Source organism: Hymenobacter translucens (assembly GCF_020685205.1).
GTDB classification, from domain to species: Bacteria; Bacteroidota; Bacteroidia; order Cytophagales; family Hymenobacteraceae; genus Hymenobacter; species Hymenobacter translucens.
In genome coordinates this window covers 148,295-162,077 of sequence record NZ_JAJERB010000003.1, presented here as the reverse complement: position 1 = coordinate 162,077, position 13,783 = coordinate 148,295, and the positions used below count along the sequence as shown (strand labels likewise).

At 62.6% G+C, this 13,783-nt stretch carries 11 protein-coding genes; 1 reads left to right on the top strand and 10 read right to left on the bottom strand.

Annotated elements, in window-relative coordinates; all coding sequences use genetic code 11:
- Positions 1–7: 7 nt before the first annotated feature.
- From LJY25_RS07855 to LJY25_RS07820, 8 genes are all read right to left on the bottom strand, one after another.
- Positions 8–1,267 (bottom strand): BaiN/RdsA family NAD(P)/FAD-dependent oxidoreductase, encoded by a 1,260-nt coding sequence (locus tag LJY25_RS07855; RefSeq protein ID WP_227607770.1) that lies wholly within the window; start codon positions 1,265–1,267, stop codon positions 8–10.
- A gap of 40 nt (positions 1,268–1,307) precedes the next feature.
- Positions 1,308–3,086 (bottom strand): chloride channel protein, encoded by a 1,779-nt coding sequence (locus LJY25_RS07850; RefSeq protein ID WP_227607769.1) that lies wholly within the window; start codon positions 3,084–3,086, stop codon positions 1,308–1,310.
- A gap of 113 nt (positions 3,087–3,199) precedes the next feature.
- Complete coding sequence (locus LJY25_RS07845) at positions 3,200–4,027, bottom strand: mechanosensitive ion channel family protein (protein WP_227607768.1); 828 nt, start codon at positions 4,025–4,027, stop codon at positions 3,200–3,202.
- Between the two features lie 94 nt (positions 4,028–4,121).
- Positions 4,122–4,487 carry a magnesium citrate secondary transporter gene (locus LJY25_RS07840; protein ID WP_227607767.1) on the bottom strand — a complete coding sequence of 122 codons (366 nt, stop codon included), beginning with the start codon at positions 4,485–4,487 and terminating at the stop codon, positions 4,122–4,124.
- 2 nt (positions 4,488–4,489) lie between these two features.
- Positions 4,490–4,798, bottom strand: a complete 309-nt coding sequence (locus LJY25_RS07835) for a hypothetical protein (RefSeq protein ID WP_227607766.1) — start codon at positions 4,796–4,798, stop codon at positions 4,490–4,492.
- A gap of 74 nt (positions 4,799–4,872) precedes the next feature.
- A complete protein-coding gene (locus LJY25_RS07830) occupies positions 4,873–5,874 on the bottom strand; it encodes a transglutaminase family protein (RefSeq protein WP_227607765.1) in 1,002 nt (333 codons plus the stop codon).
- A gap of 68 nt (positions 5,875–5,942) precedes the next feature.
- Positions 5,943–6,881, bottom strand: coding sequence for an alpha-E domain-containing protein (locus tag LJY25_RS07825; protein WP_227607764.1), 939 nt, complete (start codon positions 6,879–6,881; stop codon positions 5,943–5,945).
- A 79-nt stretch (positions 6,882–6,960) separates the two neighbouring features.
- Positions 6,961–8,430: a circularly permuted type 2 ATP-grasp protein gene (locus tag LJY25_RS07820; protein WP_227607763.1), complete on the bottom strand. Its 1,470-nt coding sequence runs from the start codon at positions 8,428–8,430 to the stop codon at positions 6,961–6,963.
- Between the two features lie 529 nt (positions 8,431–8,959).
- On the opposite strand from LJY25_RS07820, the gene LJY25_RS07815 reads away from it, so the two are divergent.
- Positions 8,960–10,030: a zinc-binding metallopeptidase family protein gene (locus tag LJY25_RS07815; RefSeq protein WP_227607762.1), complete on the top strand. Its 1,071-nt coding sequence runs from the start codon at positions 8,960–8,962 to the stop codon at positions 10,028–10,030.
- A 165-nt stretch (positions 10,031–10,195) separates the two neighbouring features.
- Here LJY25_RS07815 and LJY25_RS07810 read toward each other — a convergent pair whose 3' ends face one another.
- Both LJY25_RS07810 and LJY25_RS07805 read right to left on the bottom strand, forming a co-directional pair.
- On the bottom strand, positions 10,196–10,630 hold the full coding sequence (locus LJY25_RS07810) for a nucleoside deaminase (RefSeq protein WP_227607761.1): 435 nt from the start codon (positions 10,628–10,630) through the stop codon (positions 10,196–10,198).
- Between the two features lie 126 nt (positions 10,631–10,756).
- Positions 10,757–13,726 carry a PD-(D/E)XK nuclease family protein gene (locus LJY25_RS07805; protein ID WP_227607760.1) on the bottom strand — a complete coding sequence of 990 codons (2,970 nt, stop codon included), beginning with the start codon at positions 13,724–13,726 and terminating at the stop codon, positions 10,757–10,759.
- Positions 13,727–13,783 lie beyond the last annotated feature (57 nt).

The following is a 13,783-nucleotide window of genomic DNA, read 5'->3' as shown; positions in this document are numbered from 1 at the left end:
AGGCTGACTAGCTTAGTACACTGGTTGATTTCTCCAGCCATTCCACCACGCCCCGCGCGGCCCAGGCTCCGGTACTGAAGCAGCCCTGCAGCAGGTAGCCGCCCGTCGGGGCTTCCCAGTCGAGCATTTCCCCGGCTACAAAGGTGCCGGGCCGGCGGTTCAGCATTAGGTGGCCATCAACTTCCGCAAACGGTACGCCCCCGGCGGTGGAAATAGCCTCGTCGAGGGGGCGCAGGCCCGTAACGGGCACGGGCAGGTTCTGAAGCAGCCGGGCCAGCATTGCCGGGTCGGCCGTGGCTTCGGGTGGAGCAACCTCGCGCAGCAGCGCCGGCACCGGTGCTCCCAGACTTAGCTGCTGCTGGAGAAAGGAAGCCAGGGATTTACCGTTGCGGGGGCGCTGCAGCTTCTGTTGCAGCTGATCCGGGTGCAGGTCGGGCTTGAGGTTGAGATGCAAAAAAGCTGGACCGGCGGCCAGGGCCTCCCGCAGGGGTCGGGTGAGGGCGTATACCGGCGTGCCTTCCAGGCCATAGTCGGTGAGCAGCACTTCCCCCTTCAGACTTTCATTTCCGCAGCGTAGGGCAATATTCTTTAGCGGAGTCCGGCCCGCTTTCTCCCGGAAGAAAGCCGACCACGCCACCTCGGCCCCGCAGTTAGCCGGAGCAAATGGCCGGGTGGAAACCCCGATTTCGGCTAGCAGAGCAGTCCAGCGCCCATCCGAGCCGGTCTTGGCCCAGCTGGCGCCACCCAGGGCCAGTACCGTGGCGGCCGGCTCAACTAGAAACTCAGTGTCGGCTGCTTCATCGCGCAGGCGCAGCGTCTGGGGGCCTTCAAATCCCAGCCAGCGGTGACGGGTTTTCAGCGATACGCCCAGCTGCTGCAGGCGCAAAAGCCAGGCGCGGAGCAGCTGGGCCGGCTTGTAGTCGGCGGTAGGAAACACCCGGCCGCTCGTGCCTACGAACGTTTCGATGCCCAGCTCAGCGGCCCACCGGCGCAGGTCGGCCGGGGAGAAGTAACGTAGAAAGCTTTCGAATGTCGGGTGCCGCGAGCCGTAGCGCGTGGCAAACGCGGTCAGGGGCTCGTCATTGGTCAGGTTAAACCCGCCGTGGCCGGCTACCAGAAACTTGCGCCCCATCGTCGCCTGGGCCTCGTACACCACTACCCGACAGCCCGCCTCGGCCAGTCGCTGCGCCGCCAGCAGCCCTGCCGGCCCGCCACCGATAATGGCAACGGGTAAAGTTGCGAGGTTATGCGGTTGGGAATGCGTCATAGTCAGCTGCTCTCCCAAAGGTAAGGCAGCAGGATACCTTTTATTCGCTTTCCTTGAGCAGCTGCCGACGGTAGCCGGCCAGGATGGCGGATTTCAGGATAAAGCCCACGTACTTGCCCTTGTTGACTACGGGCAGCGCCCAGGCTCCGTGCTGATCCATGCTGCCCAGGGTATCGAGCAGACTGTCGCCGGGCTCAATGATGGCCGGCGGGGGCGCCATCAGGTCCGCCACGCGGATGGTGTTGTAGTGTTCGTCGTCGAAAAGCGCGTCGCGGATGGTGTCGACGGTGACCAGGCCCACGAGCTGCTGCTCGGCATCAACCACCGGAAAAATGCTGCGCGTGGAGTGCCGGAATACCGTGACCAGGTCGCCCAGCGTGCTTTCGGGGTGAATGGGCATGAAGTCGGTCTGCACCATCGAAAGCGGATCAAGCTGGGCAAACAGGCCCCGGTCCCGGTCGGCGTGCACGATTACGCCCTTCTGCACGAGCTTGCGGGTGTACACCGAGTAGGGCTCGAAGTAGCGGGAGATGAGGTAGGAGCTGGAGGTAACCAGCATCAGCGGCACGAACAGGGCGTAGCCGCCGGTAATTTCGGCAATCAGAAAGATGGCCGTGAGCGGGGCGTGCACCACCCCGGCCAGGGTGCCGGCCATGCCCAGCACGATAAAGTGTACTTCGGAAATCGGGTACAGACCGCTCAGGTTGATGAGGCGGGCAAAGACGAAGCCGCCCAGGGCGCCGGTAAACAGGGACGAGCCGAACATGCCGCCGTTGCCGCCCGCGCCCACCGTGATGCAGGTGGCAAATACCTTCAGCAGCATACTGGCCGTGGCGACCAGCAGCAGAATCCACACGTTCTCGTCGCGGTACACCGAGAAGATGGAGCTGTCGGTGAGCTGCTCGGGCTTGCCAGCCAGCAACGCCTGCACAATGTTGTAGCCTTCGCCGTAGAGGGGCGGAAACAGGAAAACCAGCAGGCCCAGCGCCAGGCCGCCCAGCACCACCTTACGGAACGTACCCGGCCACCGCTCAAAGAAGTCGTCGGCCCGGAAGTACACCCGCAGCATGTACACCGACAGCAGCGCCGTGCCCAAACCCAGCATCACGTAGAACGGAATGGCCTGCACCGGCCAGCTGTTGGTAATCAGCACGAAAGGCTGGCCCTCGTACAGGCCTTTGGATACCACCGTAGCCGTAGCCGAGGAAATCAGCAGCGGAATAAAGAACGGGGCCGACAGCTCCGACAGCACCACTTCCACCGCGAACAGCACCCCGGCAATGGGGCTGTTGAAGATGGCCGCCACGCCGGCCGCCGCGCCACAGCCCACCAGCAGGCGCCGCTCCCGCCGGCTCACGCGCAGGATCCGGGCCAGGTTGGAGCCCAGGGCCGAGCCCGTTACGGAAATCGGGGCTTCCAGACCCGCCGACCCCCCGAAGGTGACGGTGAGAAACGAGGTAACGAGCTGGGAGTACATCTTGCTGCGGGGCACGATGCTGTTCTGCCGGGCGATGTTGTAGATGACCGGCCCGATGCCCCGGCTAAGCGTGCCGCCCAGGAAGTAGCGGGTGAACAGCACCGTGAGGGCCACACCGATGATAGGGTACAGAAACAGGGCAAACACCCGCTTTTCCTCGGGTACCCAGGAATACAGCAGCTGCTGGGCGCCGTGCACGGAGGTTTTGAGCAGCACCGCCGCCAGGCCGGCGGCCAGCCCCACCAGTACGCTCATCAGAATCAGGTAGACCCGGTCGTTGATGTGACGCAGGCGCCACAGCAGCAGGGGGCTCAGAATCCGATGAAACGTACTTCTAGGCATGGACGAGATTCTGAGTACGACTTCGCCCGGTCAGGAGCGGGCTACCTTAGCACAACGAAGGTTAGCAAAAATCGGACATATCCGACGGCCTTCACGGCAAAAGTTGCCCTGCTTTACTGTACCGACACCGGCGCGGGGTAGCCCTCCCGCACCAGCATATCCTTGACGCCCTTCAGCAGGTCACTCTTGAGTACCAGCGTGCCGCGCCGGTAGTCCTCGGAGTAAGTCCAGAAGTACACCCGGATATCGGCCGAACTCGGCGTGCTTTTTTCCACGATGACGTAGGCCGTGTGCGGGTCTTTGGCCTGCACCTCCTTGTTAGCCTGCACGTAGCTCAGCAGCAGCTCTTCGACCCGGTCGGAGTTGGGGTCGTCGCCCAGCTCCACGCTGACCACGAAGTCCTGCCGGATGTAGCCGTCCCGGGTATAGTTGGTCAGCGGCTCGCGCAGCACCATGGCGTTTGGCAGAAAGATGTGCTTGCCATCGAAGGTTTTAATCAGCGTGGTGCGCAGACTCAGGTCTTCTACTTTGCCCACCAGGTCCTTGATCTGCACCGTGTCGTGGATGCGGAAGGGGCGGTTGAAGGCCAGCACCACCCCGGCCAGGAAATTTTCGGCAATGTCTTTCAGGGCAAAGCCCACGATAAAGGCCGACAGCCCCGCGCCGGCCAGCAGACCGCCCACCATGGCGGTAAGGCCAATAACTTCCATGGCCAGCACGATGCCGGCCAGAATAAGGGCCCATTTGCTGAAGCGGGTTAAAAACTCGGCCATCAGCGGGTCGTGGGACTGGGCCTGCAGCTTGCCGCCGATAAGGGCGCTCAGCCGGTTGGCAACGATAATCGCCAAGACAAAAACGATGAACGCAATCAGCAGCTTGGGCGAGATGTAAAGAAACTGCTGCCAGTAGCTGTTCAGGACGCGGTGTAGATCTGCAATCATACGGGTTCAGGTGTGAGCCGACGCTGCCGACTCTGACAGCGCAGCCTCAAAAGCCGATGTACGAAGGAGTGCGAACGGAAGGTTCGGTTGCGCGCTACCGTGGGCGGTTGAGCAACTGCCGGAAGTACAGGGCTCCCAGCCCGTAGGCCAGCACGTCAAGCGGGTCGGCCACCGCAGCGGCGGAAAACCGGGGCAGCAGTACTTCAAACCATATAGTCAGGTAGATCCAGGCCGCCAGAATCCAGGTGTCGGGAAGCTCAAAGCCGGGGTTGCGGTGCACCCAGCGGCGCTGCACGACCAGGGCCAGCGTCAGAATCACCGGCAAAGCCAGCGCATCGGACAAATAAGCCGTGAGCAGTGGGGGCAGGGGCAGCTGCCAGAAATGGCGGTTGCCCTGATAAAGCAGGTACGTCAGCAGGGGCAGCCAGAAAGCAGCCTGCCGGAACTCCCGGGGCACCACGGCTAGCCGGCCAGCATGGTCAGAAACCAGAGAATAAAAGAAACGGTGGCGCCAAAAGCCAGCTGCCCGCCCCGGATGATAGTCTTGAAAAAGCGCAGCACCGGGCCATCCCCGGGCTTTATCTCCATCAGCATGAACTGCGGAAGCGGCTCGTTCCGGGCGTGCTCCTGGGCCTGCTCGCTGCGGTTTCGTTCCGGGTCGAGCAGCTGCCCGCACCGCTCACAGGTGTCGTTGGAATGTTGTTGCCACTGCGACCAGAACCCGCAGTGGGGACACTTCTTGGAAGCAGAAAGCGGGGCATGTTCCTCCATGCCGCAAAGGTAATGCAGCAGCGGTGGACCCTATATTGTTTATTGAAAAAATGCTATACCAATGAGGCTGGCTCTCACTGCTGCTGCTGCATCTGCATTTCCAAGTGGCGCCGGTAGGAGTTGGTGGGCGCCTGGCCGGGCTCCGGGTTGTGCTGGTCCTTCACGTCGCGGGAGTAGCTGAACAGGTGCTGCGGCTCAGCAGCCGCGTCGTTCTGACCTCCGTCAATGACGACCGAAACGTCGAGGCGGTGGGAGCCGGTGCCCTTGTAGGTGCCCTTCACCGGGGTACAGTCCGGGAAGTTGCGGCCAATGGCCACCCGCACGTGCCCGTCGTTGACGATGCAGTTGTTAGTCGGGTCGAGGCCCAGCCAGCCGTAGAAGGGAATGTAGGCTTCCACCCAGGCGTGGGTGGCCCCGGCTCCGCGCACGCCCTCGGCCTTGGGGCACACGTAGCCGCTCACGTAGCGGGCCGGAATGCCAACCATCCGCAGCAACGCCAGCAGCATATGGGCAAAGTCCTGACACACGCCGGCTTTAAGCCGCCAGATTTCTTCGGCCGGCGTTTCCACGTTCGTGACGCCCTGCTGGTACTGAAAGTTGTCGAACACGTATTCCGACAGCACCAGCGCGTTTTTCAGGGGCTTATCCACTTCGCTTACCAGCCCGCTCAGGATTGCTTTCACCTCGTCGGCAGCCGGGAAGGCCTCCTGGGTCAGGAAGTCGATAAAGGCCAAGTCGTGCTGCAGGGCGCGCAGGTTTGCCCACTGCTGGTCGGCCGGCAGCTCATCCATCGGAAACTGAATCGGCCGGGTTACCACGTCGGCCACCGACTCGATGACCAGCACCGTGTGCGGCTGGAGCACCGTGAACATGCCCACGGTGTTGCCGAAATGGTCGACGAAGGTGTTGATGATGGTTTCATGGGCCGTGCCGGAGTCGTGGGAAATCATGATTTCGTGCCGGAGCACTTCCAGCCGCTCGTCCTCAAGCGGGTAGAGCATGATTTGGTTGGCACAGTCGATAACCTCGGCGGCGTAGGTGTAGCGCGTGATGTGCTTGATGGCGTACGAAGGCATTGCGTTGGGTGGTAAAGGCGCGGGGTGGGCTGAGGAGGGTAGAAAGGAGCCGCGGCGGCCGGCGTGGGTTAGTAGCTTCTGCCGAAGTAGTAGTTGCCGAAGGCCCCGGTGATGTCGAGCAGCTCCTGGCGGGTTTCCAGCAGAAAGCGGTTGAGCTGCTCGGGCTCGGCTGCGGCCACCGTGCTGTAGCGGACGTGGTTGGTCAGGCGGCCGATCATAAACTCCAGCTTCTCGTAGCTTTCCGGCAGGCTGTCGGGGCGCAGGCGCTCAAAATACCAGGTCAGCTGGTGCAGGCAGGAGTAGAGGGAGTGGGTAAAGTAGGGGTTGTGCAGCATAAACTGCAGCACGCTGTCGGCGTTGAAGTTGCCGCGGTAGGTTTTCAGGTACAGCTCGTGGCCGAACCGGGCATGGAGCAGGTTGCGCAGCTGGTGGGGCTCCGGGGCCGGCTGGCGGGCGTCGCCAAACGAGGCCCACTTGATGCGCAGGATGTCGGTGGTTTGCAGGGCCCGCTCCAGCAGCTTGCCCAGGGCCAGGTAGCCATAGCCCTCGTCGCGGGGCATGGTGCTCTGCACGGCGCCTGTAAACACCAGGCTGTGGCGCATCAGCGTGTCGATGCCCGAAACCGGGTCGCCCTGCCGGACCTGCTGGGCTATTTCGGTGCCGCGGATGGCGTGGTAAAAGTCGTTGAGGCACTGCCACACTTCCCGGGTGATATGGTCCTGGGCGGCGCGGGCGTTTTCGCGGGCCTGTAGCACGTTGTTATACACCGAGGCGGCATTTTCCCGGTCCAGGATCAGGTGGTCGAGCACCCAGGTCGTGTCGCCTTCGTTCGACGAAAGCTCGTCCGGCGTCCGGCTGCCGTAGGAGGAAAGCAGCGGGCGCCAGCTGAACTCCGCCGGGCTGTCCTGGGAGGTGTGGTAGTGAATGCGGATAACCTGCAGCATGGCCCGGGTGCGCTCCATGTAGCGGGCCAGCCAGTAAATCGTATCAGCAACGCGACTGAGCATGTTTCTAGCTGTTAGCTATTAGCCGTTAGCTGCTAGCTGTGTATGAATGAATAATTGAAAAAGAGCGAATAGCTAACTGCTAGCCGCTGGCCGCCCCGGATTCCGGGCCTAGTACCCAGGTGTCCTTGCTGCCCCCGCCCTGGGAGGAGTTTACCACCAGGGAGCCTTCCTGCAGGGCGACCCGGGTCAGGCCGCCGGGCACGATGTCGATGCCGCCCGGGCCGTAGAGGGCGTAGGGCCGCAGGTCGACGCGCCGGGGCTGCAGCACTCCGTTCAGGTAGCACGGCGTCGAGGAGAGGCTGATGATGGGCTGGGCAATAAAGCTGCGCGGGTCGTCGGTAATGGCCGTGCGGAAATCCGCCATCTGCTCGTCCGTGGCGCTGCTGCCAATGAGCATTCCGTACCCGCCCGACTCGTTGGTGCGCTTGATGACCATCTGGTCCATCTTTTCAAACACCATTTTTCGCAGGTCCGGGTCGCTCATCTGGTAGGTGGGCACCGAGTTCAGAATCGGCTCCTCCCCCAGGTAGTAGCGAATCATGTCGGGCACGTAGGAGTACACGGCCTTGTCGTCGGCCACGCCATTGCCCATGGCGTTGATGATGGCCACGTTGCCCTTGCGGTAGGCCGCGTAGATGCCGGGCACGCCCAGGGCGCTGTCGGGGCGGAACACCAGCGGATCCAGAAACTCGTCGTCGACGCGCCGGTAAATCACATCCACCTGCTTGAGGCCCCTGGTGGTTTTCATAAACACGTAGTGGTTGTGCACGATCAGGTCGCGCCCTTCCACCAGCTCAATGCCCATCAGGCGGGCCAGGGTGGTGTGCTCGAAGTAGGCCGAGTTGTACATGCCCGGCGAGAGCAGCACCACCGTCGGGTCGCTCACGTGGCGGTTGCCCAGGGCCTGCAGGTTGCGGAACAGCAGGTCGGGGTAGTCCTTCACCGGCAGCACGTTATTCTTGGGCAGCAGATCGGGGAAGATGCGGGAGGTGATGCTGCGGTTTTCCAGCATGTACGACACGCCCGAGGGCGTGCGCAGGTTGTCTTCCAGCACGTAGAACTGTCCGTCCGCGTCCCGGATCAGGTCCACGCCCGCAATGTGGGTGTAGATGTCGTAGGGCACGTCCACGTTCATCATCTCCCGCAGAAACTGGGGGCAGGAGTAAATCAGCCGGGCCGGAATCAGCCCGTCCTTGATGATGAACTGCTGGTGGTAGATGTCCTTGAGAAAGATGTTGAGCGCCCGCAGGCGCTGCTTGATGCCGGCCTCGATGTGCAGCCATTCCTGGTGCTGAATAATGCGCGGAATCACGTCGAAGGGAAAGATCTTCTCGATGCCTTCCCCGCTGCTGTACACCGTAAAGGTGATGCCCTGGCTCATAAAGAGCTTTTTGGCCAGCTCGTCCTTGCGGGTCAGCTCCGCCGCCGGCAGGTCCTCGATGGCCGACACGAAGTTGCGGTACTCCGGACGGATCTGGTTTTGATGAAACATCTCATCCCAGACGTTGGGCTGCTCCTGGTAGGCCTGCAGCAAAGAGTTTTCTTTCATTGGAATAGCCTGTGGCCCTGGCGGGTAGCCCGGCCCCGGGCGGGGAGCCGGGAGACGGCGAGTAGATAGGGGCCGGTATACAACGGGCTTTTACGTCCGGCAGGAGTGCGATGTTGTATTTTGGCTATGAAGTCGGACCGGCCGGCAGCTGACTTGTTCATCGTCAGTCGAAAGAAAACGCACAACTCCGGTTTCGCGCGGCGGCGGGTTGGTTTGCCGTGGAGCTTGTAATGGCCTGTTTTGTCTCGCTTGCCGGCCTGGTAGCTACCGTCGAGCCTCTCGGCCGGCTACCGTTGTGCTTGGAAGGCCAGAACACAAGAAGCACGATGAAAGTATAATTATATCAAGTTGGTGGCTTGGTGGCGTTTGGCAGGCTTGGGTTGCCCTCCGGAAGCTGAACCGGCAAAACCAATCAGCCGACTGCTCGTTTCACCTGAAGCCGGAAAGCCGGGTAGGATAGTTTCTGCCCGTGTCGGGCCCCGTAACCAGCCGGTCGGTGGTCATCCCCCAGCCGGATTATTTTAAAGTTATGAAGCTATTTACGTGCAGCCACTGCGGGCAGCAGGTTTACTTTGAGAACGACCAGTGCGAGCAGTGCCGCCACCCGCTGGGTTTTGAGCCCGGCCAGCTGCAGCTGCTGGCTTTACATAACGACGGCGCGCAGGTGTTCCTGCCCGTGGGGGAAGGCCAGGACCAGATCCGGTACCGCTATTGTGCCAACCATGCTCAGCAGGCCTGCAACTGGCTGGTGCCCGCTGCTGAAGAATCAGAATTCTGCCGGGCCTGCGCCCTGAACAGCACCATTCCCAAGCTGGACGTGCCGGAGCACCTGACGCGCTGGCAAACGTTGGAAAAAGGCAAGCACCGCCTGATCTACAGCCTGCTGCGCCTGGGGCTGCCGGTCGTCAGCAAAGCCGAACAACCCGACACCGGGCTCACCTTCGAGTTTCTTTCCGACGAGCAGAAGCCCGATGGGGAAAAGGTGATGACCGGCCACGACAACGGACTCATTACCATCAACATCGTGGAGGCCGACGACATCGAGCGGGAAATGGCCCGCCGGGCCATGCACGAGGTGTACCGCACCGTGCTGGGGCACTTTCGCCACGAAGTAGGGCATTACTACTGGGACCGGCTGATTGACAATACTCCATGGCTCGAAGAGTGCCGGCAGCTGTTCGGCGACGACCGGCAGGACTACAGCGAGGCCCTGAAGAAGCACTACGAGCAGGGCGCGCCCTCCGACTGGCAGGAGCACTTCATCAGCGAGTACGCCACCACCCATCCCTGGGAAGACTGGGCCGAAACCTGGGCCCACTACCTGCACATCATCGACACGCTCGAAACGGCCCACGCCTTCGGCCTGGAAATAAAGCCCAAAGCTGCCGCCGACGCCGAGCCCGTCAGCGCGGATATCGACGTGGACCCGTATCATCTGGCAACCATGGAGGCCATTCTCGACCAGTGGCTGCCCCTCACGTTTGCCCTCAACAGCCTGAACCGCAGCATGGGCCTGCCCGACCCGTACCCGTTTATCATCAGCCCCGACGTGCGCCGCAAGCTTGATTTCGTGCACCGGGTCTGCAAGCAGCGTGGCTGATAGTTGTCAGTTGTTGGTTGTTAGTTGTCGGCTGCTAGTGCTGTTATGACAACTGACAACCAACAACTGACGACCAACATCCAACAACAGCTAACCAGCTCTAAACCAGAAAAGCGCGTAGCCTCCGAGGAAGCTACGCGCTTTTTAATTGACCAGCAGGCTTGGCTACAGCTCCATGATGTCCTCGTTCCAGAGGGTGGGCTCGGCTTCGATGAATTCCTCCATCATCTGCACGCACTCGTCCAGGTCCAGGTCCACGACTTCCACGCCGTGGCTTTCCAGAAAGGCGCGGGACTCGCCGAACGTGCGCGACTCGCCCACCATCACCTTCGGAATCTTGAACTGCACGATGGTGCCGGCGCACATGTAGCAGGGCATCAGCGTGGTGTAGATAACCGTGTCGCGGTAGCTGCGCTGCCGGCCGGCATTGAAGAGGCAGTCCATTTCGCCGTGCTTGATGGGGTTGTCTTCCTGCACGCGCTTGTTGTGCCCGCGGGCCACGATTTTACCGTCGCGTACCAGCACTGAGCCGATGGGAATGCCGCCCTGGCTGCGGCCGAGCCGCGCCTCGTCGATGGCGGCCTGCATGAATTCGTCCATGAGAATAGTTTTCAGGTGAGTTTGAAAGAAGGATGGTAAAGTAGGAAAGTCAAAAATAGCATTCCAGCCAGGGTTTACGGCGCATTGCTTGTCGCAAGCTCAGGATGACAAATACATAAGTGTTTGCTACCGGGCGCAGATGCCGCGATAGGGGCAGTACTGGCAGCGGTCCAGGTCGTCGGTTTTGCGGATGGGCTCGGCCGGGTCCAGCATCCTGCGGGTCAGCTGAGCCAGCAGCTCTTCGCCCTTGGTCACGAAGGTGGTGCCGTCCTCGGTCAGAAAGCCCATTTCCGCGGTCATGGGGCCGGCACTAAGGTTGCGCAGGGAGATGATAGCGGCATCGGCGGCGGGCCGTCCGGCCCGCTCGAGCATAAAGCGGTACAGCCAGAGCTGCCGCACCTTGTCGGCCGAGGAAGTAGCGTCGGCGAGCAGGCGCTGGGTGGCTGCGGCAGCATCGTCGCCGCGCTTCTGTAGCTTCAGATCGTAGGGCTGCACCAGGCCGGTTTTGTAGTCCACGACGCGGATGCGGCCATCGGGCAGCTCGTCGAGGCGGTCGGAGTAGCCGAATACCAGCAGGTTGAGCGTATCGCCGGCGGGCAGCGTGACGGGAACCCGGGCTTCGAGGATTTCCTCCAACGCCACCACGCGCAGCGGCAGGGCGCCGGGCGTGTCGGCTAGGCCTTCGAGGTAGCGCCGCACGAGCTGGGCGGCCACCTGGCTCAGCACGTGGTTGAGGCCTTCATCGGGGCGGGCGTGCTTGTCGTCCTGCTCGTGGCGCATGGCCTTTTCCAGCTCGGCCGGAATGGCTTTCAGCAGCGCCGGAATATCGGGGGCCGCCACGGCCTGTTGCGCTTTTACAAAAGGCCGCAGCAGGTTTTCCAGCGTTTCGTGCACCACCGTGCCGAAGCTGTCGGCCCCGAGCTTTTCCTCCACCTCGTCGGCCTCCTGGAACTTGGCAATGCGGGCAAAGTAAAACTGCAGGGAGCAGTTCAGAAACTGGTTCAGGGCCGAGGGCGACAAACCCCGCTCCAGCACGGCGCGCAGGGCGGCCAGCATTTCGGGGTCTTTTTCCAGCACCAGGTCGCCGCCGTACTCACGCTTCGGAAGGCTGGTGCCGTCCTCATCCTCCACGCTGGCGGTCAGGTCGCGCAACGTTAGATTGGGGTTCTGGGGCTGCAGGTCGTTTTCAATCTGCAGCAGGAAGCGGCTCCGCTCCCCGGTGCGGGTGCCTTCGGCTCCGGGCAGCACGTGCAGCAGGTCCACGCGCCGGGCCCGCTGCAGCAGGCGCCAGAACTGGTGGGCCGTGGCCGCCTCGTGGTCGGCGTAGGTGGGCATGTTGAACTGCGTGAGCACGTCGTAGGGAAACAAAGACGTGTTGTTTTTGGGCGCCGGGAGCACCCGCTCGTTGCAGCTCAGAATAATGACGTGGTCGAAGTCCAGGGCCCGGGTTTCCAGCAGGCCCATCACCTGCACGTCGGCAATGGGCTCCCCGCTGAAGGGCAGGCGGGTCCGGGCCATCTGCTCGTACAGAAACCGCCGGAACGAGCGTACCGACAGGCGCTGCTCCCGGCAGTCAAACACCGAGTCCAGGCGCTTGACGAGAGTAAAGAACAGGTACAGGTATTCCGCCTCGATGGCCGAGTGCTGGTCGGCGTAGGCCTGCTTGAGCAGGTCGATAAGCGTATAGCAGGCGGCAATGATATCGTCGCAGGTGTCCCAGGTGGCAAACAGCGCCTTGACCAGCGGGTGCTGGCGGCCGATGACGAGCAGCTCCTGAGCCGGGAGCAGCACGGCGTTGCGGCGCACAATCTCGTTGCAGACCTGTTCCAGCAACCCGTGGTAGGTGGGGTCGGGCTGCTTGTCGAGCCACTGCTGGTAACGGCGTAGAAACGGGTGCTGCAGCAGCTTGCTGACGGCAAGGTGGTGGTAGCGCGGCACGCCGTAGCCGGTTTCGGGGCTGCCTTCGCGTACGCCGGTCAGGTGCACCTCAAACAGCAGATCGACGAGGTTGAACAGCGGGGTGCTCTGAAAGCTCAGGCCCATCGTCACGTTGTACGCCGGCACCGCCTCGGGCGGCAGGCCGTGCAGCACCGGCAAAAGCAGGGTTTCGTCGGGCAGCACAATGGCCACCCGCGCCGTAGGGTCGAGGGTGCGCGACTCCGCCAGCAGCTGCCCGGCCACCTTGCCCTGCATGCTGGCGTTGGCGACGCCCACAAACTGCACCTGCCGGGTCAGGGTGCGCAGCAGATCAGCCGGGCCGCCGAAGCTTTCGTTGGGCAGCTCCCACTGCTTGCGGTAGCGGCGCAGGTGCTGCCCGGCCCGGTTAGGCGAGTCGTTGTCCATGTAAAACCCATCCCCGTCAAAGCGCACTTCGGCCAGGTTCTGCTTAAGCAGCAGGCGAATCAGCCGCTCCTCAGCCCGCGACAGTGAGCCCAGCCCCAGAAACACGTGCCGGGCCAGGGGAGCGTCGTTTTCAATCAGGTTCTGCACCCGGTTCACGGCCAGCCGGTACGCCAGGCCGGGGTAGGCGAGGCGGTCCTGCTCCATCCGCTTGCGCAGGCGCCAGTACACTTTCTCGAGGTCGTCCCAGAAGCGGAAGTAGGCCACCGTGGTGCTGCTCGACGCGGGCGCGTCGGCCAGCTGCCACCGCTCCAGGGCCTTGGCCTGGGTGAGGTACTCAAACACCTTGCTGGGCGTGGCCAGGTTCTGGTCGAGGTTCGAGAAATCCTGGATCAGCAAGCCCGACCAGCCTACGAACTGGTCGAAGTCGAGCTTGCGGTCAATGTCGCGCAGAATGTCGAACAGCATCAGCTGCAGGGCAATGGGCTCTTCTACCTGCACGCCGGCCAGCTCCACCATGTAGTCTTCCATGGCCGCCACCCGGGGGCTCCACAGCGCCGAGCCGAGGTCGGCGGCCAGGGCCAGCTCATTTTTCAGGTACACCACCGCGCGGCGCGTGGGCACCACCAGCACCAGATCCGACAGCTCGGACCCCGGGTAGCGGGTCAGCAGGTCGCGGGCTGCCTGGGTGAGAAAGGGCAGGGCTGCGTCGGTCGCAGCGACCGGAACCGGGGACGTGAAAGGGGAAACGGGCATGGGCAGGAAAAACGAACCGTACCGAAAGATACGCTGCGGTAGGGTTTGCTGCGGATT

Excerpts from the sequence above, each read along its gene's own strand:
- LJY25_RS07830 (WP_227607765.1), bottom strand. The coding sequence starts at position 5,874 with ATGCCTTCGTACGCCATCAAGCACATCACGCGCTACACCTACGCCGCC.
- LJY25_RS07820 (WP_227607763.1), bottom strand. The coding sequence starts at position 8,430 with ATGAAAGAAAACTCTTTGCTGCAGGCCTACCAGGAGCAGCCCAACGTC.
- LJY25_RS07835 (WP_227607766.1), bottom strand. The coding sequence starts at position 4,798 with ATGGAGGAACATGCCCCGCTTTCTGCTTCCAAGAAGTGTCCCCACTGC.
- LJY25_RS07845 (WP_227607768.1), bottom strand. The coding sequence starts at position 4,027 with ATGATTGCAGATCTACACCGCGTCCTGAACAGCTACTGGCAGCAGTTT.
- LJY25_RS07850 (WP_227607769.1), bottom strand. The coding sequence starts at position 3,086 with ATGCCTAGAAGTACGTTTCATCGGATTCTGAGCCCCCTGCTGCTGTGG.
- LJY25_RS07815 (WP_227607762.1), top strand. The coding sequence starts at position 8,960 with ATGAAGCTATTTACGTGCAGCCACTGCGGGCAGCAGGTTTACTTTGAG.
- LJY25_RS07810 (WP_227607761.1), bottom strand. The coding sequence starts at position 10,630 with ATGGACGAATTCATGCAGGCCGCCATCGACGAGGCGCGGCTCGGCCGC.
- LJY25_RS07855 (WP_227607770.1), bottom strand. The coding sequence starts at position 1,267 with ATGACGCATTCCCAACCGCATAACCTCGCAACTTTACCCGTTGCCATT.
- LJY25_RS07825 (WP_227607764.1), bottom strand. The coding sequence starts at position 6,881 with ATGCTCAGTCGCGTTGCTGATACGATTTACTGGCTGGCCCGCTACATG.
- LJY25_RS07805 (WP_227607760.1), bottom strand. The coding sequence starts at position 13,726 with ATGCCCGTTTCCCCTTTCACGTCCCCGGTTCCGGTCGCTGCGACCGAC.